The sequence below is a fragment of the Candidatus Methylomirabilota bacterium genome, from assembly GCA_035936835.1.
Classification (GTDB): Bacteria; Methylomirabilota; Methylomirabilia; order Rokubacteriales; family CSP1-6; genus AR37.
Genome location: DASYVT010000215.1, coordinates 76895 through 94902, shown reverse-complemented (window position 1 = coordinate 94902; position 18008 = coordinate 76895). Strand labels below are relative to the sequence as shown.

The window sequence follows — 18008 nt, the reverse complement described above, 5'->3', positions numbered from 1 at the left end:
GGTCTTCGGCCAGGACCACGTCGCCCGGCCCGATCCGCGCCACCGTGCCGTCGCCCACCTCGATCTCGGCGGTCCCGGACAGCGAGATCGAGTACTGCCGGCGGGGCGCGCAATGCCAGTCGAGCACGTACCCAGGCGGCGTGACGCGAAACGCGATGCCCGCCGTGGGCTGCGTCGGCGTCGTTTCCCCGTGAGCGCCTTCGGTGTCGAGGAAGGGTTTCATCAGCAGCGTCTCTTCGGCGATGTGTGACTGTCCGTCGGCCCCGCTGTACACGCGCCAGATCTTTGGCATGGCACCCCCCGGCGCAGAGGATACCTCATCGGCCCGGCTTTGAAGATTACAAGGCCGCCGGCCGGTTAGTACTGGGCCAAGTTGCGAGCCAAACCAACCCAGCTCTCACCTCGGGGCTACGCCCCTCAGCTCGAACGGCCACGCCCGAGGGAGCCAGCTTTGCCTAGCGTACGTGGGTGTACGTCGAGCGTCGCTAGCGACCGAGAACGCGGCCATTCGAGCCGAGCGGCTCCGCCGCGAGGCGAGGGCTGAGTAGATCTGGCGAAGCAAATTGGCCCAGTACCGGCCGGTTTGCGCCCCCCGCAAAGATCGTCTATCGTGGCCTCTCCTTGGGGCATGCGGCCGTGAACCCTACTCGAGCGTGAGGGAGACCATGCGGAAGACCATCACCGGCACCGGCGGCATGCTGCTGCTCCAGACCCTGAAGGACGCAGGGGTCGAGTACCTCTTCACGAACCCCGGCTCTGCTGAGACCGGCATCTTCGCCGCGATCGCCGAGGATGGGGATAACCGCTTGGTAGTCGGCAAGCACGAGGGGCTGGTGGCGGCGATGGCGGACGGCTACCACCGCTTCAGCGGGAAGGTCGGCGTCATCATCGCCCACGTGATGGGCGGCTCCTACCAGCTGGCCGGCCAGCTCTTCAACGCTCAGGTCGCCGGCTCGTCGCTCCTGGTCATCGCGGGGGACTGGGCGTCCGAGCTCCAGGACTTTCGCGGCCTGGCGCCGTTTCCGGGACTGAGCCAGGCCGAGTCCATGCGCCCACTGACCAAGGAGGCCCGCTGCGCCTACCAGGTGCACGCGAACCCGGCGGCCATCACTGTCGCCACCACTCGAGCCCTCCGCGAAGCCACCACTCCTCCGACGGGCCCGGTCTACCTCTCCATCAGCGCCGAGCTCCTGAATCGGGATGGACTGGAAGCCCAGATCGGGGAAGACGCGCAGTACCAGATCGAGCGGCCGGGGCCGGCGCGCCCGCAGACGATCGAGGCGATCGCCCGGCGGCTCGGCGAGGCGCGCTGCCCTGTGCTGATGTTCGGCGACGACGTCTGGCGCGAGGGCGCGCAGGCCGAAGCCGTGCGCCTGGCCGAGGCGCTCGAGGCGCCCGTGTTCAGCAGCCGGCAGATCTTCGCCAACTTCCCCTCGCGCCATCCGCTCTTCTGCGGCATGTACCCGGTGTCGGCGGAGTTTAAAAAGACCGCGGGGCTCGAGCCTGACCTGATTTTCCTGGTCGGCTGCCAGGGCGTTCACGGCCCTGTCACGGAGCCCTCCGTGATGCAGATCGGGCCGAATCCGCTGCTCATGGGCCGCCACTATCCGCTCGACGTCGCCGCCCAGTGCGAGCTGCACGAGACGTTGTCGAGCCTCACGGCGGCGCTGACGCGTCTCCATCCCGCCGATCGCGTGGCGGCCTGGAAGCGCGAGCGGGCGACGGTGCGCGCCTACGCCAAGCGGCTGATCCAGCGTGAAGAAGATCTCGTCCGCGAGCACGAGCACGACACGACGGTGCATCCGAGCCGGCTCGAAGCGCAGCTGGCGGATCTCCTGCCGCGCAATACCGTCATGGTCCAGGAGAGCTCGACCGCCCGGACGACGCTCATGTCCTTTGGCCACGACGCGATGGCCTGGACCCGCAGCGGGGGCGGGTCATTGGGTTTTGGCGTGGGCGCCGCCATCGGCGCCAAGCTCGCCGTCGGGCGCGAGCGGCCCGTCGTGCTGCACCTGGGCGACGGCGCGCTCACGTACAGCGCCGCCGGCTTCTGGACGATGGCCCGCTACAACACCGCCGTGCTGACGATCGTCTCGAACAACGAGAGCTATCAGATCGTGCGGCACAACTGGGCGAAGGACATGCCGGACGCGAAGATGATCCTGGACGGCAAGTATCCGGGGCTCTACCTGAGCGCGCCCGCCACCGACTACGTCGGGCTGGCCCGTTCCCAGGGCGTGGACGGCGAGGCCGTCACCAGCCCGAAGGATCTCGAGCCGGCGCTGCGGCGAGGCCTCGACAAGGTCACCCGCGAGAACCGGCCGTACCTGATCGACGTCTCGGTGGCGCGCGAAGGCATCGGCGCGGACTCAACCTGGTACCAAGACTGGAAACTCTAGCAGGCGGCTGAAAAAGGCCCATCTGCTTCGTTGGCGCCCTCGGCCGTACGCTCGTGGCTGTTCGAGCTGAGGGGCGAAGCCACGAGGCGAGGGCTGAGACAGTCGTGCGGTTCGTCTGCGGAATCAACTCAACCCTCGTCTCGCGACGGCACGGGCCGTCGCTCACCTCGAACGGCGGGGCGCCGCCTCGCATCTGGACCTTTTTGAGCCGCCTGCGGATTCTCTAGATTTTGTAGAAGCCTCGCGCGCCGCCCGCGAGAATCTGGCGCTTCGTCTCCGCAGACAGCTCAGGCCGGTCGGCGATCAGCTTCGGCGCGCCGGGGAAGAAGCCGTCGGGGTGCGGGTAGTCGGTCGCCCACAGGATCTTGTGCGGGCCGATGTAGTCGGCGAGGACGGAGAGACTGCCCTCGACGGGCTCGAACGAGATCCAGCAGTTGCGGCGGAACAGCTCGGTCGGGCGCATGGACAGTCCCGAGTCGTTGAAGCCCTTGTCGTCGAAGTGGCGATCCATGCGGTCGAGCCACCCCGCGATCCACCCGCCGCCTGATTCGAGAAAGGCGATGCGCACCTTCGGGTGACGGTCGCAGACGCCCTCCCAGATCACGCTCATCGCGGCTAGCATCATCTCGAGCGTGTGCGAGATGATGTGCTTGGCCCCGCGCGTCTCGAAGCGGTCGACGCCCACCTGGGGCATTCCGCCGCTGGCGCCCTCGTGAAGGCCGATGGCGATGTCGAGCTCCTCGACCGCGTTCCAGAAGCGCTCGTAGTCCGGATGGTGGAGCATGCGGCCGTTGTACGGATTGGGGCGGACGAAGGCGGCCCGCATGCCGAGCTCCTTCCGCGCGTAGCGCATCTCCTCGATGGCCAGGTCGATCGACTGCAGGGGCAGCATGGCCACGCCGAAGAGGCGGTCTGGGTAGGGGCGGCAGTAGTCGGCCAGCCAGCGGTTGTAGGCACGGCACACGGCCGCGGCGAGCCCGGGGTCCTGGATCGCGCCGGCGAAGAGGCCGACGCTCGGATACAGGAAGGCCGCGTCGATCCCGTCGAGATCCATGTCCGGGATCCGCGCGTGGGGATCGAAGCCGCCCTTGCGGCCGTCCGTGTACTTCATGGTGTCTTCGGGCACCTCGTGGTCCCGGGAGCCGATGGCCCCGATGACGCCGAAGCCCTTCTTGCTTCCCAACACCTGGTTCTCGATGAGCAGGCGCTCCTTGCCGTCGGTGTCCGCGATGATCCGCGGCGCAACCCCGCGGTACGCCGGGTCGATGTACTTGTCCCAGATGTCCACCGGCTCGAGCACGTGTCCATCGGCGTCGATCACGTTGTACGCGCGTGCCATGGCAGGACTCCTTTCGTCGGCTATCGCTTCAGTCGAACGTCTTCGAGCGGCGCCGAGTAGGGGAATGCGGGGATCAGCGTCAGCCCGGCCTCCTCGACGCGCGGCCCGAAGGCCCGTATGAACCCGTTTTCCCAGATGGGCGCGAAGATCATGCGCTCATGAACGATGCGCTGGATCTGGAGGAGCATGTCTTCCCGTTTCTTGCGGTCCATCTCCTGGATCTGTGCCTGGAAGAGGCCCTCGACCTCCGGGATCGACCCGTATGACAGGACGCCTCGGGCGGTCGCGAGGGCCTCGAAGCGCGTCGAGGCGTTGCCCGCCGAACCCGTCGCTCCAACGAACAGTCCCTTGAGCTTCTTGTCCCGCCAGGCGGACAGGAGGGCGGCGCGCTCCATCGTGCGCACGCGGGTCCTGATGCCCACGGCGCTGAGATAGTTCGCGATGGCCTCGCCCATCGAGTTGTACGGGGGGAACGGCGTGAACTCGCCCGCGTCGAGCCCGTTGGGATAGCCGGCTTCGGCGAGGAGCGCCTTCGCGCGCTTCGGGTCGTATGGATCGGGCGGGATAGGGAGCGCGAACTCCTGGTGGCGAGGAACGATATTGCCCGTGGGCCCCGAGAACCCCAGAGACTCGGCTTCATTGATCGTCTGGCGGTCGATGGCCAGGCTCGCCGCCATCCTGACGCGACGATCCGCCCACGGTGAGCCCGCCGTCCATTGATCGGGGAACATCAGGAAGAAAACGCCGTTCGTGCGCGTCGCGCTCAGCGTGAGGCCCGGCGTGCGCCGGACGTCATCGGCAATGGGCCCGTTGAGATAGTAGGCGACGTCCACCTCGCCGCGCTTGAGCGCCGCCGCGCGCGTCGACTCGTCGGGAATGCTGCGGAGCACGAGGCGCTTCACGGTCGGCGCCTTGCGCCAGTAGCCGTCAAAAGCCTCCAGCACCAGCTCGATCCCGGGCTGGAAGCTCACGAACTTGTAGGGGCCGGCGCCGATGGGCGCCCTTCGGAACCCGTCCTCGCCGACCTTCTCGACGTATTTCTTGGGGACGATCCAGGCCGCGCCGGACGCGCTGGTGCCGTAGAACGTCATGAAGTCGGGCCAGGGGTCCTTGAGATGGAAGCGCACGCGGCCGGGGTCCACCACCTGCACCTCTCGCACCCGCTCCTTGAGGATGGGCGCGGCCGCTCCCCGGTATCGCTCGAAGGAGAACTTCACGTCCTCGCCGGTGACGGGATCGCCGTTGTGGAAGCGCGCGCCCTTGCGGAGCACGAACTCCCAGACGCGCCCGTCCTTCGACACGGTCCACGATTCGGCCAGGCTGGGCGCGTTGAGGCTCGCGGGCATCGGTTTGACCAGCGCGTCGTGGAGCGCGTAGAAGATCATGAACGGCGTGATCTCGGATTCGGTCTCCGCCGGATCGAGCCAGCGGGTGGCGAGCGTGACGTGGACGGCCCACGTCATGGTGCCGCTCGGCTGCGCGGCGGCGGGCGCCGCGGACGCCAGCGCGAGCAGGACCAGCGCGACCATGCTTCGCAGCGAGCGTTTCATCGGCGTCTCCGTCAGATGACGCCGTCGCGGTGAAGAGCGTCGAGTTCCGAGCTGCCGTAGCCGAGCAGCTCGCCGTAGATCTCCGCGTTGTGCTCGCCGAGGAGTGGCGCGCGCGTCATGTCGGTGGGCGAGTCGGACAGGCGCACCGGGTTCCCGGGCATCGGGTAGGCGCCGCGGCTCGGGTGCTCCAGCTCGACGATCATGCCGCGCTGGCGCAGGTGCGGGTCCGCCAGGATCTCGGTCGAGTCGAGGACGGCCCCGCACGGAATACCCTTCGGCGCCAGGCTTTCCAGCACCTCGTGCTTCGTGCGCTTCTCCGTCCACGCCTCGATCATGGGGTCGATCTCGTCGATGAACTGGACGCGGTCGCGCCGGTCGGCGTAGCGCGGATCGTCGCCCAGCTCGGGGCGGCCGAGGATCGTGGTGAGCGCCTTCCACATCTCCACGGTGGCGACGTGAATGAAGACGTAGTCGTTCGGTCCGAAGGGGCGGCAGCGGTAAAGGTTCGACGGCGCCGCGTTCAGCGAGCGGTTGCCCTGCCGCGGCACCGGCTTGCCGGTCGCGTAGCTGTCGCGCAGGTGGATGCGGAGGAGGTTCACCACCGAATCCTGCTGGGCGACTTCGATCTGCTGCCCCACGCCCGTCGCCTGCCGCTGGATGATCGCCGCCAGGATGCCGATCACCGTATGAAGACCCGCGCCCGTGTCGGCCAGGCCGCCGATCGCCTTCGTGGGGGGGCCGTCGGGCGAGCCCGTCATGCTCATCGCGCCCGACATTGCCTGCGCGATCCATTCGAAGCTCTTGTACTCCGCGTACGGCCCGCCGCTGCCGAAGCCCTTCACCGAGGCTGCAATGACGCGCGGGTTGAGCTTGTGGAGCGCCTCGTAGCCCAGGCCGAGCCGGTCCATGGCGCCCGGGCCCAGGTTTTCCACGACGACGTCCGCGCGCTTCACCATCTCCTTGAACATCGCGCAGCCGCGCGGCGCCTTGAGGTTGAGCGTCACGCCCTTCTTGCAGGAGTTCAGCAGGAGGAAGAACCACGCGTCCTCGCCGCGCTTGTCGGAGAGCGCCGTGCGGCCGGGCTCGCCCGCCGGCGCCTCGATCTTGATGACGTCGGCCCCGAGCCACGCGAGCATCTGGGTGCAGCTCGGTCCCGCCTCGTACTGGGTCAGGTCGAGCACGCGGATCCCGTCGAGCGCTTTTGACATCGCGCAGGCTCCTAGGTCGTGTACGCGGAGAAGCGCACGGTCTGCGCCCGCGCCTTGTCGTCGGTGACGACGTTGACGACGGCCGGCTTCCCTGAGGCCCAGGCGCGCTCGAGCGCCGGCCGAATCTCGTGCGGCTTCTCGACGAACTCGCCGTGGGCGCCCAGGTCCTGCGCGATCTTGTCGTAGCGGGTGTGGCCGAGGTTCCGACCCGGCTTGGGCAGCGGGCGCGTCCACGGCGCGTTGGCCGTCCACCCGCCGTTGTTGCTGATGACGACCACGATGGGGATCTTGTGGCGGACCGCCGTGTCGATCTCCATCGCGTTGATCCCATACGAGCCGTCGCCGTGAAGCACGACCACCTGCGCGTCCGGCTTGGCCACTTTCGCGCCGACCGCGAAGGGCAGGCCGACGCCCATGCACCCGAACGCGCCCGAGTTGAGCCGGTGGCCGGGCACGAAGGTCGGGATCGCCTGCCGGCCGTAGTTGAGGATCTCCTGGCCGTCCACGATGAGGATCGCGTCGCGCTGGAGGAAGTCGCGCACCTCCTTGCAGAGGCGGAGCGGATGGATGGGCGCCGTGTTCGCGGACATGGCCTTGTCCATCTCCGCCGACTTCTCGGCGTCGAGCGTCCGGAGCTTGCCCGTCCAGGCCGCGTATCGGCGCGGGTCGATCTTGCCCTCGGCTTCCGCCCGGAGCTGCTCGAGCACCGCGCGCGCGTCGCCCGCGATCGGCACGTCCACGGCGCGGTTGTGGCCGAGCTGGGTCGGGTTCACGTCCACGTGGATGACCTTGAGGTCGGCGGCGAAGCGCGGCGGACGGCCGAACTGGATGACCCAGTTGAAGCGCGTGCCCACCGCCAGCACCACGTCCGCCTCGGTGAAGGCCTTGCTCCGCGCGTTGAGAAACGCCAGCGCGTGGTCTTCAGGGATCAGCCCGCGCGAGATCGGCGTCGTGTAAAAGGGGATGCCCGCGGTCTCGACGAAGGCCTGGAGCGCGGCCGCCCCGTCGGACCACCAGACGCCGCTGCCGGCGATGACGACCGGGCGCTCGGCCTTCGCGAGGAGCGCGATCGCCTCGCGGATCGCACCGGGATCGCCCAACGTGCGCGGCGCCGGGCGCCACGCGGCCGGATAGACGATGCTCTCTTCCTCCACCTTTTCGCCCAGCACGTCGCCCGGCAGATCCAGATAGACCGGGCCTGGGCGCCCCGTCGTCGCCTGGCGGAACGCCGTCGCGACCACGTCGGGGATGCGCCTGGCGTCGTAGATCCGCTCCGCCCATTTCGTGACCGGGCGGAAGACCGCGACCTGGTCGATCTCCTGGAAAGCCTCCATCCCGAGAAAGACTCGGGGGCTCGACCCGCCGATCGCCACGAGGGGCGCGGCGTCGGTGAAAGCGTTGGCGACGCCCGTGAGCAGGTTCGTCGCGCCCGGGCCCGAGCAGCCCATGCAGACGCCGGGCCGCCGCGTCACCCGCGTCCAGGCGTGCGCCGCGAGCGCCGCCGCCTGTTCGTGCCGCGTGTCGATCGCCCGGATGCCGAGGGCGATGCAGGCCGCCTCGGTCTCGAGCATGGGCCCGCCCATCAGGTAGAAGAGGGTGTCGGTGCCCTGCGACCGGAGCGACTGCGCCAGTACTTCCGAGCCCGTGATCGTTCCCATGGTCCGTCCTTTCCGGGTCTGTGGAGGATTCCGCGGCCGGGAGAGAATGTAGCACCTCGCGGGCCGCTCCGCTTCGCCGAGGTCGCCGGCCTCACCCCCCCCTTGAAACGGGCTCGCGCTGGGGCATACTCGCTGCCGATGCGCGCCTTGGTCTCCATCGTGGCCGTCGCCTCTCTTCTCGCCGGCCCCGGCTTGGCGCCGCCCGCGCGCGGCGCGGAGCTGTCGCCGCCGATTCTCTTCGTGCACGGCAACGGCGACAACGCGGCGCTCTGGATCACCACCGTGTGGCGCTTCGAGTCGAACGGCTACGACCCCGCGCGGCTGTTCGCCATCGACTTCACGCATCCGAGCGCGCGTACCGACGACACGAAGCCACAGGAGAACCGCAGCAGCGCCGACGACGCGCTCCGCGAGCTGGCCGCGAAGGTGGCCGAGATCCTGGCGCGCACGGGGCAGAAGCAGGTGGTGCTCATTGGCAGCTCGCGTGGCGGCAACGCCATCCGCAACTACGTCAAGTTCGGCGGCGGCGCGCCCAACGTCTCCCACGCCATCCTCGGCGGCTCTCCGAATCACGGCACCCAGGCGACCAACCCGAACCTCAACAACGAGTTCCACGGCGCTGGGTCATTCCTCACGCGGCTCAATACTCCGGACGAAGTCGTCGCCGGCGTCCGCTTCATGACCATCCGCAGCGACAGCAACGACAAGTACGCCCAGCCGGAGGGCCGGTTCGTCGGGATGCCAGGCCAGCCGACGGGCGTGACGTTCGCGGGGCCCGAGCTCCGCGGGGCCACGAATGCCGTGCTTTCCGGACTCGATCACCGAGAGGTCGCCTTCCACCGCCTCGCCTTCAACACGATGTTCGCGTTCATCACCGGCGCCGAGCCCAAGACGCTCGATCCGGTCCCGCAGGTGGCGCCCGTTCTGGACGGCCTGGTGAGTGGCTTCGCGGGCGGCACGCCGACGAACGTGCCGATGCTGGGCGCGACGGTGGAGGTCTACGAGGTGGATCCCGCGTCAGGAGTGCGGCGCGGCGGCGAACCGGCGCACCGCAAGACGATCGGCGCCGACGGCCACTGGGGCCCCTTCCGCGGCCGGTCCGACGCCTACTACGAGTTCGTCCTGACCGCCGAGGGCTACCCGACCACGCACATCTATCGCACCCCGTTCCCACGCTCGAGCCGCTACGTCCACGTGCGCCCGCGACTGCCGGCGGACAAGGAGCGCGGGGCCGGCGCGCTCGTGACGCTGACGCGGCCGCGCGGCTATCTTGGCCACGGCCGCGACACCTTCGTGCTCGACGGTAAGGTCCCGGCGGGTGTGAACGAAGGCGTGCCGGGAACGTCGGAAGCCACGCAGCGCTTCGAGCCCGGCCCATCGCGCGGCGTCCCCGTCGGGCTGAACGCCGAGTCGATGACGGTGCGGACGTACCCGCTCGAACAGGGTCACGTCACCGTGGCGGAGTTTCACTACTAGCTGCACGCGGGGATCCTTGTCGGGCCCGGAGGCCCGTTGGTAAGCGCCGGGCGACGGTCCTCTTGGCTATGACCGGAGCCGCATCCGCAGGACGCTGAGCGAATGGGCGGGGAAGTCGTACTCGAGCTTGCCGTCGCGAGGCTCCAGCCGGCGCTCGCGGGCGCCGACCGCATCGGGGTGCTCGAAGGAGTTCATCGCGGTCACGTCGGGACCGTTGACCTCCGACACCTGGACGGCTCCGCTGACCTCCGCGCCCGCAAGATCGATCATCGCCGCATGCCTGCGATCCCGGTCGCGATTGACGACGGCAAGCGTGAGCGTGCCGGCGGCGACGTCGCAGGTCGCTGAGGCGTCCAGCATCGCGAATGGGCCGAGATCGGCCACGTGGTGCACGCGTCCGTCCCCCTCGTCCTCCCGCCCGGGCGGCAGATCGTAGGTCGGGCAGTCCACGTGGACGTCGAGGGCCGTCTCGAGCGTGTGCTCGGCGTACAGCCGCAGCGGATGGTAGATGGTCTGCAGGAAGAGCCCCCCCGCGTTCGTGAAGATCGGGGCGATCGCGTTGACGAGCTGGGCGAAGTTGGCGAGCCGAACGGTACGACAATGCCGGATGAATCCGTTCAGGTATGTCGCCACCGCCAGGGCGTCCGAGAGGTTGTAGCGCTCTTCGACGCCGCCGACCCGATCCTCGTGGCTCCGCGTGCGGTACCAGACATTCCATTCGTCGAACGCGATGTGGATCGGATGCGCGATGCGCTGGGCGTGACGGACCCGCTCGATGAGCGCTTCGCAGATCCGGACCGCCCGCTCGGCCTGGTGCGACTGGAAGACCGTCGTGTAGTGATCGGGGTGGCCCGTGTAGAGGTGGATGCTGTGGTAGTCGATGATCGGCGCCAGGCCCTCGAGCACCACCGCGTCCCAGTCGCTCCATCCATTGTGGCCGCAGCCGATCAGCTCGATCGTGGGATCCGTGCGCTTCATGACGAGCGCCAGGGTGCGCGCTTTCTTCACGTAGTCCTCGGCGCTGAGGCTCCCGATCTGCCAGCCCCCGTACATCTCGTTGCCGAGGCCCCAGTAGCGCACGCGGTGGGGCTCGGGATAGCCGTGCGCCCGGCGCAGGTTCGCCCACGACGTGTTGCCCGTGCCGTTGCAGTACTCCACCCAGGACTGCGCCTCGTCCATGGTGCCCGTGCCCATGTTCACGCAGATGTACGGCTCGGCGCCGATGACGCGGCAGTACTCGATGAACTCGTTCGTGCCGAAGCGGTTCGACTCCTCGGCGTACCAGGCCAGCTCGCTGCGGCGCGGGCGGTCGGCGACGGGCCCGACGCCGTCGAGCCAGTGATAGCCGCTGACGAAGTTCCCACCGGGCCAGCGGAGGACGGGCACGCGGAGCGGACGGACCGCGTCGAGGACATCGAGGCGGTAGCCGTTCGCATTGCTGAGCGGCGAGCCCTCGTCGAAGACGCCCCCGTAGATGCAGCGGCCGAGGTGCTCGATGAAGTTGCCGAAGATGCGCCGGTCAACGTGTCCGATGCGACGACTGAGGTCGATGCCGATCCGCGCCATGGCCCGGCAAGTCTAGGGAACGGACCGGGGGCTGTCAATGGCGCGCGCGGGGCGTGTTGACTTGGGACGGACGGGCTCGCTATAGTGCCTCCGGCCTCGATCAGAGGCCGAGGAGGCTCTATGAACCGGTCATCGGTCAAGCTCGATCGTCGTGCGTTTCTCCGCGCCGCCGCAGGCGCCGCCGTTGCGCTTCCCGTTGTCGCTCGCCGCGCGTCCGCCCAGTCGAAGCCGACCATCTCGTACTGGAACGGGCTCACCGGCGCGGACGGCAAGGTCATGGACGAGCTGATCGACCAGTTCACGAAGGAGACGGGCATCCGCGTCGAGCAGCAGCGCATCCCGTGGGCGGACCTCTACGCCAAGCTCCAGGTGTCGGTGCCCGCCGGACAAGGCCCGGACCTCGCGCTGATCCACACCGTCGAGGTGTCGCACTTCGCCAACGACGGCGTTCTCGAGGCCATCGACGACGCCGCGGCGGTGGGGAAGGGGTTCCGGGGCGACGAGTACCTGCCTTCGACCTGGCAGGGAGGCCTCTACCAGGGCAAGCGATACGCGATCCCGCTCGACGTCCCGCAGCACATTCTGTACCTCAACGTGAAGGTGATGCGCGACGCGGGTCTCGTCGCGGCCGACGGCAAGCCGAAGGTGCCAGCGAACCGCGAAGAGCTCTTGGCGATGGCCAAGCAGATCACCAAGGGCGACACGTACGGATTCACCATCGGCACCCTGAACCCGGGCAAGTACACCTGGGGCTTTCAGAACCTCCTCTGGCAGAACGGAGCCAACGTCTACACGCCGGACTTCAAGCGCGCCGCGCTGACGGAGCCCGCGGCGGTCGAGGTCGCCGAGTTCTGGGGCGCGATTTACGCCCAGCACAAGATCGCGCTTCCGGCCAACGCCAACTGCCGGGACGCCTTCATCGCGGGCAAACTCGGCATGTGGATCGCCGGCTCGTGGAACTTCACCGGTCTCCGCGAGGCGAAGGTGGACTTCACCGTGGCCCCGGTGCCCCGGCTCTTCAAGCAGCCGGTCGTCTGGACGATGCCGCACCAATTCACGTTCCCCAAGCCCAAGGCGGCGGACGCCGCGAAGCGCGACGGCGCGTGGGCCTACATGCGGTGGATGAGCGATCACGTGGCGGAGTGGACGCTCCGGGCCGGGCAGGTCTCGGCGCTCAGAAAGGCGCACTCGGACCCGCGGATCACCAGCGACCCCGTGCTGCGCACGCTCCTCGCCCAGGCGCCGAACTGGCAGGGCGGGCAGCCGACGCCGAAGTGGGTCGCCGCGGAGAACCTCACGCGCCCGGTGATCGAGAACGTCTACATCGCGCAGAAGCCCGCGGCCGCGGCGATGACGGATCTGGCGCGCCAGATCAACGCTCTGCCCGACTAGAACGGACCAGTCAGTGAGACGGAGAGGTGCGCTGACTCCGTACCTCTTCCTCTTGCCCGGGCTCGCGCTGTTCGCCGCCTTCCGCCTGTACCCGCTCCTCGACGGCCTTCGCCTGTCCTTCACCAACGCCCGGCTGGGGCGCGCGCAGTACGCGTTCGTCGGGCTCGCCAACTACGGAAAGCTCCTCGAGGACACGCGCTTCCACGTGAGCCTCGTGAACACCGCGTTCTATAGCATCGCCAGCACGCTGCCCATCCTGGCCATCCCGCTGGTGCTCGCGGTCGCGCTCAACCGCGGCATGTCGCTGCGCACGTTTCTCCGCGGGGCGTTCTTCTTCCCGTTCACGCTGTCCGTGGTCACGGTGGGGCTCACGTGGCTCTGGCTCCTCGACCCCGTCGTCGGGCCGCTGAACTACTACCTGAAGTCGCTCGGGCTCCCGGCCCGCTCCTGGCTCGCGGACCCGTCCACCGCCATGTGGGCGATCATCCTGACCTCCGTCTGGTGGGTGACGGGCTACTACCTCGTCATCTATCTCGCGGGGCTCCAGGACATCCCCCGCGAGCTCTACGAGGCCGCGGCCCTCGACGGCGCCGGCGGGTGGCGGAGCTTCTGGGCCATCACGCTGCCGCTGCTCCGCCCGGTGTTCCTCTTCGTGTTCGTCACGCACATTATCGGATCCTTCCAAATCTTCGGGCAGGTGTTCATCCTCACGCAGGGCGGTCCGGGCGACGCCACGCGCACCGTGGTCCAGCATCTCTACGAGACGGCCTTCCAGAACTTCTTCCAGTTCGGCTCGGCCTCCGCGATGGCGTGGGTGCTCTTCGTGGTGATCCTGGTCTTCTCTCTCCTCCAGTTCCGGCTGCTGCGCGGCCACACCCAGTACTGACACGATGCGCTCGCGCCGTGGAATAGTGACCGCGCTCTTGGTCGCCTGCGCGATCCTGTGGCTCTTGCCCGCCCTCTGGGTCCTGGTCACCTCGCTCAAGCCCACCGCGAACATCATCCGCGTCCCGCCGGAGTGGATCCCGTGGCCCGCGACGCTCGCACACTACGGCGAGGTTCTCTTCAGCAGCTCGCGGACCGCGCGCATCGGCCGCGCGTTTCTCAACAGCACGATCGTGTCGCTGGGCTCGGTCGTTGTCGTATTGTTCGCGAGCGCCACGACGGCCTACCCGCTGGCGCGGATGCGCTTCCCCGGCCGCGACGTGATCTTCGCGCTGCTGGTGGGAAGCCTCATGATCCCGAACGCCGTCCTCCTCGTGCCGCAGTACATCCTGACGCAGCGCCTGGGCTGGCTGAGCACGTACCAGGGGCTGATCGTCCCGGAGGCCGCGATGACCTTCGCATTCGGGGTCTTTCTCCTCCGCCAGTTCTTCCTCACGCTGCCGACCGAGCTGGAGGACGCGGCGCGGATCGACGGCGCCGGCCCATGGCGGATCTTCACGCGTATCATCCTGCCGCTCTCCCAGCCGGTGCTCGGCGCGCTGGCCATCTTCGCGTTTCGATCGGCCTGGAACGACTTCCTCTGGCCGCTCATCGCGGTGAACAAGCCTGAGATGTTCCCGCTGCCCGTCGCGCTGGCGCTACTCCGGAGCGCTTACAGCTCCGAGTCGTACGGTCCCATCATGGCGGGCGCCACGCTGAGCGCCTTGCCGCTTCTCATCGTGTTCCTGGTCGCGAACCGGCGCATCGTCGAAGGCGTGCGGGTGAGCGGTCTCAAAGGCTAGTAGCCACCGCCAAGCTTGCGGTGATCCCACGAGACGATGCGCGTGGGGCGGAAGCGCAGGCCCACGCGCTTGGCCCCGCTCTTCTCGGCCCCCGCCCGGACCAACTCGGGCGCTGCGCCGGCGGGAGCCTGCCCGTAGCGGTAGGCCAGCGCTACGCCGATGTCGAGGATGGCCTCGCGGCCGCGGACGATCTCCACGTCGCAGTCGAGCATGGCGCCGCGCAGCTCTTGGTATGTCGTTCCCGCCTCCACCTGCACGGTTGCCTGGGGAAGCCGCTCGAGATTCTTCACTTTCTGGGAGGCGCCGTAGGTCCAGCAGGCGATCACATCGCCCTGGCGGATGTACCAGAGCGGCATGAGGTGCGGCCGGCCATTGGACCCGATGGTGGCGCAGGTCAGCGTGAGCTTCTGGTCGAGAAAGGCGCGCAGCTCCTCGGGTGACATGGCGATCTCGGCACGGCGTGACATGGTTTCTCCTTAGGTGGGCTTTTCGTAGGTGACAGAGGCGCGGAGCCGGTCTTCCGGGATGGCGAAGTACTCGCGCAGGATCGCCCCGGAGTCCTCCGAGAGGCGGTAGCCCGCCTTCTCCAGCGCGCCCCGGGCCTTGTAGTTCCGCGCGTAGGTCCCCACGATGATCCGGCGGATACCGAGCGCCGCGCCGTCCCGCCGCGCCACGCTCTCCAGGTGCTCGGCCAGGCGTAGCCCGATGCCGTGGTGCTGGTGCTCCGGCAAGATGTAGGCGTGGCGCAGGAGCGCCGCGTCGCGGGCATACTCGAGCCCCATCACGGCGACCAGGACGCCGTCCAGGAATCCGCCGTACCAGGTGAGGCGCCGGGCTTCGTCATCCCACTGGGCAGCCGTCATCTCCGACTCGTGGAGCTCATCGGGCGGGAGGAAGTCCCGGTACCAGCGCGCGGCGGTGTTGATCACGTCTACCGCGGCGCCCCGGTCGACGACTGTCAGCTGGCGGATTGTCACCTGGGCCACGGGAGCAAGTATCCTCCGGGCAGGCCTCGCGGGAAAGTGAAGAACGACCACGCGCCGGCCGAGACCGGCGGGCATGGGCGAAGACGTATACTCGACGGTCATGAGCAAGGTGGCGCTGGTGACCGGAGGCTCGCGCGGTATCGGGCGAAGCATCGCCGAGACCCTGGCCGCAGCCGGGTATGCCGTCGTAGTCAACTTCGCGTCGCGCTGGAGGGATGCCGACGCCACAGCGGCCGCCATCACCGCCGGGGGCGGGACGGCGGTCGCCTTGCAGGCGGACGTCAGCGACGCCGCGGCTGTGGCGCGGATGTTCGCGGCCGTCGACGAGCGATTCGGTCGCCTCGACGCCCTGGTGAACAACGCCGGGATCGGCCGGCGGGTCGATCGGCTGACCGACATCGACGACGAGACCTGGCGGCGCACGCTGGCCGTGAATCTGGACGGCGCATTCTTCTGCATGCGCGCCGCCATTCCGCGGCTCCAGGCGGCCGGTGGAGGACGGATCGTGAACATCTCTTCGGGCGCGGCGCACACGGGCGGGGCCATCGGCGCGCACTACGCGGCCAGCAAGGCGGGAATGCTCGCGCTCACGGTCAAGGCGGCCCGCGAGCTGGCCCGCGAGGGGATCGCGGTCAACGCGGTGCTGCCGTCGGTCATCGAGACCGAGATGCTGGATGCGGTCGCCCCCGATGCCGCGGCGCGCGCGCGTGTGTTGGCCCAGTTCCCCATCGGGCGCTTCGGCAGGCCGGAGGAAGTCGCCCGTGTGGTACGGTTCCTCGTTGCCGAGGCGCCCGATTACCTCACCGGCGAGTTCATCAGCCTGCGAGGCGGTCGGCTTTGAAAGGAGTCATCATCATGAAGGCGATCCGCGTCTCCGAGTACGGCGGCCCCTCCGTCTTGAAGGTGGAGGAGGTGTCGACGCCCCAGCCGGGGCCGAACCAGGTCCTCGTGCGCAACCACGCCGTCGGCGTGAACCCCGTGGACACCTACCTGCGCGCGAACACCGACAAACGCGGGCCCAAGCTGCCCTATACGCCGGGCGCGGATGCGGCGGGGGTTGTGGAGGCGGTCGGCCCCGGGGTAACGGCCGTGAAGGTCGGCGATCGCGTCTACGTGGGCGGTACGGTGAGCGGCGCCTACGCCGAGTTCTGCCTCTGCGACCAGGGCCAGGTGCATCCCTTGCCCGCCAACGCCAGCTTCGCGCAGGGGGCGGCGATGAACGTCCCCTACGCCACGGCCTACCACGCGCTCTTCCATCGCGCGCACGCCGAGGCGGGCGAGACCGTCCTCGTCCACGGCGCCAGCGGCGGCGTGGGCATCGGCGCCGTGCAGCTTGCGCGCGCGCGCGGCCTCACCGTGATCGGGACCGCGGGCACCGAGCGGGGCCGGCGCATGGTGCTCGAGCAGGGCGCCCACCACGTGCTCGACCACGGCGCCCCGGGCTACCTCGACGAGTGCGTCCGGCTCACCGGCGGGCAGGGGCCGGCCATCATCATGGAGATGCTGGCCAACGCAAATCTCCAGAAGGACCTCGGCGTCATCGCCATGCGCGGGCGCATCGTCGTCATCGGCAACCGCGGCACGGTCGAGATCAACGCCCGCCTGGCCATGAACAAGGACGCGGCCATCCTGGGCATGGCGCTCTACCACGCCAGCCCGCTCCAGCTCGCCGGCATCCACGCCGCCCTCGTGGAGGGACTGCGCAACGGCACCCTCCGCCCGGTCATCGCCCAGGAGCTGCCGCTCGCCCAGGCGGCGCGCAGCCATGAGGCGGTGATGGAGCCGGGCCACCACGGCAAGATCGTGCTGGTCCCCTAAGGGTCCGCGGGGCTCAGGTGCTCGCCGGCCGGATCACTCCTCGACGGGCATCGTGACGGGCTCGCCCGCGCCATAGAAGTAGGCGCCCCGCCCGGCGGCACCGTCCACGACCGCGATGTCGAAGCAGTCCGGAGTCTCGACGACGGGGATCGGCAGATCCGGGTGGTCGTGGAGCCGGCCCAGCACGGGATTGGCCGCGGCCATGGCCTTGGCTTCCTTGCGGCGGTGGCGAACACTTCGGTGAGGTCCTCGGACGTGATGCTCGTGAAATCGTGGAGCTCGCACATCCCGACGGTGCCCGAGGAGCGCCTGCCGGGCATCGTGGCCGACCTCACCGTCGCGGGTGGCCGCGTCGTCTACGAGCGTGCCGGAGCTCGAGCGCCTCGAGGACATCCTCTCGCAACTCATCGATAGACGTCCTTGCGATGCCCAACCCGGACCACAACGACGAGCAGCTCCCCGTCCCCGACTGAGTAGATGACTCGATACCGGCCCACTCTTATACGATACCGGTCGGCCTCGCTGGCGAGCTTCTCGCAACCAGGCGGCCGAGGATCATCGGCCAGCGAACGGATGCCGGCCACGATGCGCTGACGGTCCTTCTTTTGATCAACGGCCTCGATCTCCTCGGCCGCGGAAGACTTGATCAGGACCCTATAGCTTGCCACGCCGCTTGAGAGCCTTCACGAACTGCTCGAAGTCGAGATTCGGCTCCCGCTTGCGCTCGCCAAACGCCGCCAGATCTTCCGCGTCCTCCGCCAAGGTCAACTTCACGGCCTCGTTCACCATGTCCGAGATGGACTGATCGGACGCCGCCGCCCTGAGCCGCAGGGCCCGGTGAATATCCGCATCAAAATACACGGTCGCGCGTTTTGGATTGGTCATGCGA

The 18008-nt window shown here is 68.7% G+C and carries 18 protein-coding genes; 7 read left to right on the top strand and 11 right to left on the bottom strand.

The genetic code is table 11. From position 1 onward, the window contains the following. Positions 1-292, bottom strand: a 292-nt coding sequence (locus VGV06_19965; protein ID HEV2057418.1) for a hypothetical protein, incomplete at its 3' end; no start/stop codon positions are given. Between the two features lie 373 nt (positions 293-665). Here VGV06_19965 and VGV06_19960 point away from each other — a divergent pair. After that, the gene (locus VGV06_19960; GenBank protein HEV2057417.1) at positions 666-2399 is read left to right on the top strand and encodes a thiamine pyrophosphate-binding protein; all 1734 of its coding nucleotides are present in this window, start codon (positions 666-668) and stop codon (positions 2397-2399) included. Between the two features lie 223 nt (positions 2400-2622). Here the strand turns inward: VGV06_19960 and VGV06_19955 are convergent, their stop codons facing one another. The 4 genes from VGV06_19955 to VGV06_19940 are packed head-to-tail and all read right to left on the bottom strand — an operon-like array spanning position 2623 to position 8154. Continuing rightward, entirely contained in the window at positions 2623-3738 is a 1116-nt protein-coding gene (locus VGV06_19955; protein HEV2057416.1) for an amidohydrolase family protein, read from the bottom strand. A 20-nt stretch (positions 3739-3758) separates the two neighbouring features. After that, a complete protein-coding gene (locus VGV06_19950) occupies positions 3759-5288 on the bottom strand; it encodes an ABC transporter substrate-binding protein (GenBank protein ID HEV2057415.1) in 1530 nt (509 codons plus the stop codon). Positions 5289-5299: 11 nt separating this feature from the next. Continuing rightward, positions 5300-6496 carry a CoA transferase gene (locus VGV06_19945; protein HEV2057414.1) on the bottom strand — a complete coding sequence of 399 codons (1197 nt, stop codon included), beginning with the start codon at positions 6494-6496 and terminating at the stop codon, positions 5300-5302. Positions 6497-6507: 11 nt separating this feature from the next. Beyond that, on the bottom strand, positions 6508-8154 hold the full coding sequence (locus tag VGV06_19940; GenBank protein HEV2057413.1) for a thiamine pyrophosphate-binding protein: 1647 nt from the start codon (positions 8152-8154) through the stop codon (positions 6508-6510). Between the two features lie 138 nt (positions 8155-8292). Here VGV06_19940 and VGV06_19935 point away from each other — a divergent pair, with 138 nt between their 5' ends. Beyond that, positions 8293-9630, top strand: a complete 1338-nt coding sequence (locus tag VGV06_19935; GenBank protein ID HEV2057412.1) for an alpha/beta fold hydrolase — start codon at positions 8293-8295, stop codon at positions 9628-9630. A gap of 66 nt (positions 9631-9696) precedes the next feature. On the opposite strand, the gene VGV06_19930 is transcribed toward VGV06_19935, so the two are convergent. Then, entirely contained in the window at positions 9697-11196 is a 1500-nt protein-coding gene (locus VGV06_19930; protein HEV2057411.1) for an alpha-L-arabinofuranosidase C-terminal domain-containing protein, read from the bottom strand. A 120-nt stretch (positions 11197-11316) separates the two neighbouring features. Between VGV06_19930 and VGV06_19925 the strand changes: the two genes are divergently transcribed. From VGV06_19925 to VGV06_19915, 3 genes are read left to right on the top strand one after another with little or no spacing between them, the layout of a single operon-like run. Continuing rightward, positions 11317-12588 carry an ABC transporter substrate-binding protein gene (locus VGV06_19925; protein ID HEV2057410.1) on the top strand — a complete coding sequence of 424 codons (1272 nt, stop codon included), beginning with the start codon at positions 11317-11319 and terminating at the stop codon, positions 12586-12588. Between the two features lie 13 nt (positions 12589-12601). After that, complete coding sequence (locus tag VGV06_19920) at positions 12602-13474, top strand: sugar ABC transporter permease (protein HEV2057409.1); 873 nt, start codon at positions 12602-12604, stop codon at positions 13472-13474. A 4-nt stretch (positions 13475-13478) separates the two neighbouring features. Next, positions 13479-14315 (top strand): carbohydrate ABC transporter permease, encoded by an 837-nt coding sequence (locus VGV06_19915; protein HEV2057408.1) that lies wholly within the window; start codon positions 13479-13481, stop codon positions 14313-14315. On the opposite strand, the gene VGV06_19910 is transcribed toward VGV06_19915, so the two are convergent. Both VGV06_19910 and VGV06_19905 read right to left on the bottom strand, forming a co-directional pair. Further along, positions 14312-14782: a pyridoxamine 5'-phosphate oxidase family protein gene (locus tag VGV06_19910; protein HEV2057407.1), complete on the bottom strand. Its 471-nt coding sequence runs from the start codon at positions 14780-14782 to the stop codon at positions 14312-14314. The two genes, VGV06_19915 and VGV06_19910, sit on opposite strands and share 4 nt — an antisense overlap. Before the next feature lie 9 nt (positions 14783-14791). After that, entirely contained in the window at positions 14792-15301 is a 510-nt protein-coding gene (locus VGV06_19905) for a GNAT family N-acetyltransferase (protein ID HEV2057406.1), read from the bottom strand. 73 nt (positions 15302-15374) lie between these two features. Here VGV06_19905 and VGV06_19900 point away from each other — a divergent pair, with 73 nt between their 5' ends. Together VGV06_19900 and VGV06_19895 are read left to right on the top strand one after the other, a co-directional pair. Beyond that, positions 15375-16142, top strand: coding sequence for a glucose 1-dehydrogenase (locus VGV06_19900; GenBank protein HEV2057405.1), 768 nt, complete (start codon positions 15375-15377; stop codon positions 16140-16142). Between the two features lie 14 nt (positions 16143-16156). Continuing rightward, on the top strand, positions 16157-17119 hold the full coding sequence (locus VGV06_19895; GenBank protein ID HEV2057404.1) for an NADPH:quinone reductase: 963 nt from the start codon (positions 16157-16159) through the stop codon (positions 17117-17119). A gap of 33 nt (positions 17120-17152) precedes the next feature. Here the strand turns inward: VGV06_19895 and VGV06_19890 are convergent, their stop codons facing one another. The 3 genes from VGV06_19890 to VGV06_19880 form a co-directional block, all read right to left on the bottom strand. Further along, a complete protein-coding gene (locus tag VGV06_19890; GenBank protein HEV2057403.1) occupies positions 17153-17323 on the bottom strand; it encodes a hypothetical protein in 171 nt (56 codons plus the stop codon). 200 nt (positions 17324-17523) lie between these two features. Then, a complete protein-coding gene (locus VGV06_19885; GenBank protein ID HEV2057402.1) occupies positions 17524-17787 on the bottom strand; it encodes a type II toxin-antitoxin system RelE/ParE family toxin in 264 nt (87 codons plus the stop codon). Further along, entirely contained in the window at positions 17774-18004 is a 231-nt protein-coding gene (locus VGV06_19880) for a CopG family transcriptional regulator (protein HEV2057401.1), read from the bottom strand. The genes VGV06_19885 and VGV06_19880 overlap by 14 nt, the downstream gene beginning before the upstream one ends. Positions 18005-18008: the final 4 nt, after the last annotated feature.

Bases quoted from the DNA above. Each gene is read 5' to 3' on its own strand.
- VGV06_19960 (HEV2057417.1), top strand. From the start codon at position 666: ATGCGGAAGACCATCACCGGCACCGGCGGCATGCTGCTGCTCCAGACC.
- VGV06_19955 (HEV2057416.1), bottom strand. From the start codon at position 3,738: ATGGCACGCGCGTACAACGTGATCGACGCCGATGGACACGTGCTCGAG.
- VGV06_19950 (HEV2057415.1), bottom strand. From the start codon at position 5,288: ATGAAACGCTCGCTGCGAAGCATGGTCGCGCTGGTCCTGCTCGCGCTG.
- VGV06_19945 (HEV2057414.1), bottom strand. From the start codon at position 6,496: ATGTCAAAAGCGCTCGACGGGATCCGCGTGCTCGACCTGACCCAGTAC.
- VGV06_19940 (HEV2057413.1), bottom strand. From the start codon at position 8,154: ATGGGAACGATCACGGGCTCGGAAGTACTGGCGCAGTCGCTCCGGTCG.
- VGV06_19935 (HEV2057412.1), top strand. From the start codon at position 8,293: ATGCGCGCCTTGGTCTCCATCGTGGCCGTCGCCTCTCTTCTCGCCGGC.
- VGV06_19930 (HEV2057411.1), bottom strand. From the start codon at position 11,196: ATGGCGCGGATCGGCATCGACCTCAGTCGTCGCATCGGACACGTTGAC.
- VGV06_19925 (HEV2057410.1), top strand. From the start codon at position 11,317: ATGAACCGGTCATCGGTCAAGCTCGATCGTCGTGCGTTTCTCCGCGCC.
- VGV06_19915 (HEV2057408.1), top strand. From the start codon at position 13,479: ATGCGCTCGCGCCGTGGAATAGTGACCGCGCTCTTGGTCGCCTGCGCG.
- VGV06_19910 (HEV2057407.1), bottom strand. From the start codon at position 14,782: ATGTCACGCCGTGCCGAGATCGCCATGTCACCCGAGGAGCTGCGCGCC.
- VGV06_19900 (HEV2057405.1), top strand. From the start codon at position 15,375: ATGGGCGAAGACGTATACTCGACGGTCATGAGCAAGGTGGCGCTGGTG.
- VGV06_19895 (HEV2057404.1), top strand. From the start codon at position 16,157: ATGAAGGCGATCCGCGTCTCCGAGTACGGCGGCCCCTCCGTCTTGAAG.
- VGV06_19890 (HEV2057403.1), bottom strand. From the start codon at position 17,323: ATGGCCGCGGCCAATCCCGTGCTGGGCCGGCTCCACGACCACCCGGAT.
- VGV06_19880 (HEV2057401.1), bottom strand. From the start codon at position 18,004: ATGACCAATCCAAAACGCGCGACCGTGTATTTTGATGCGGATATTCAC.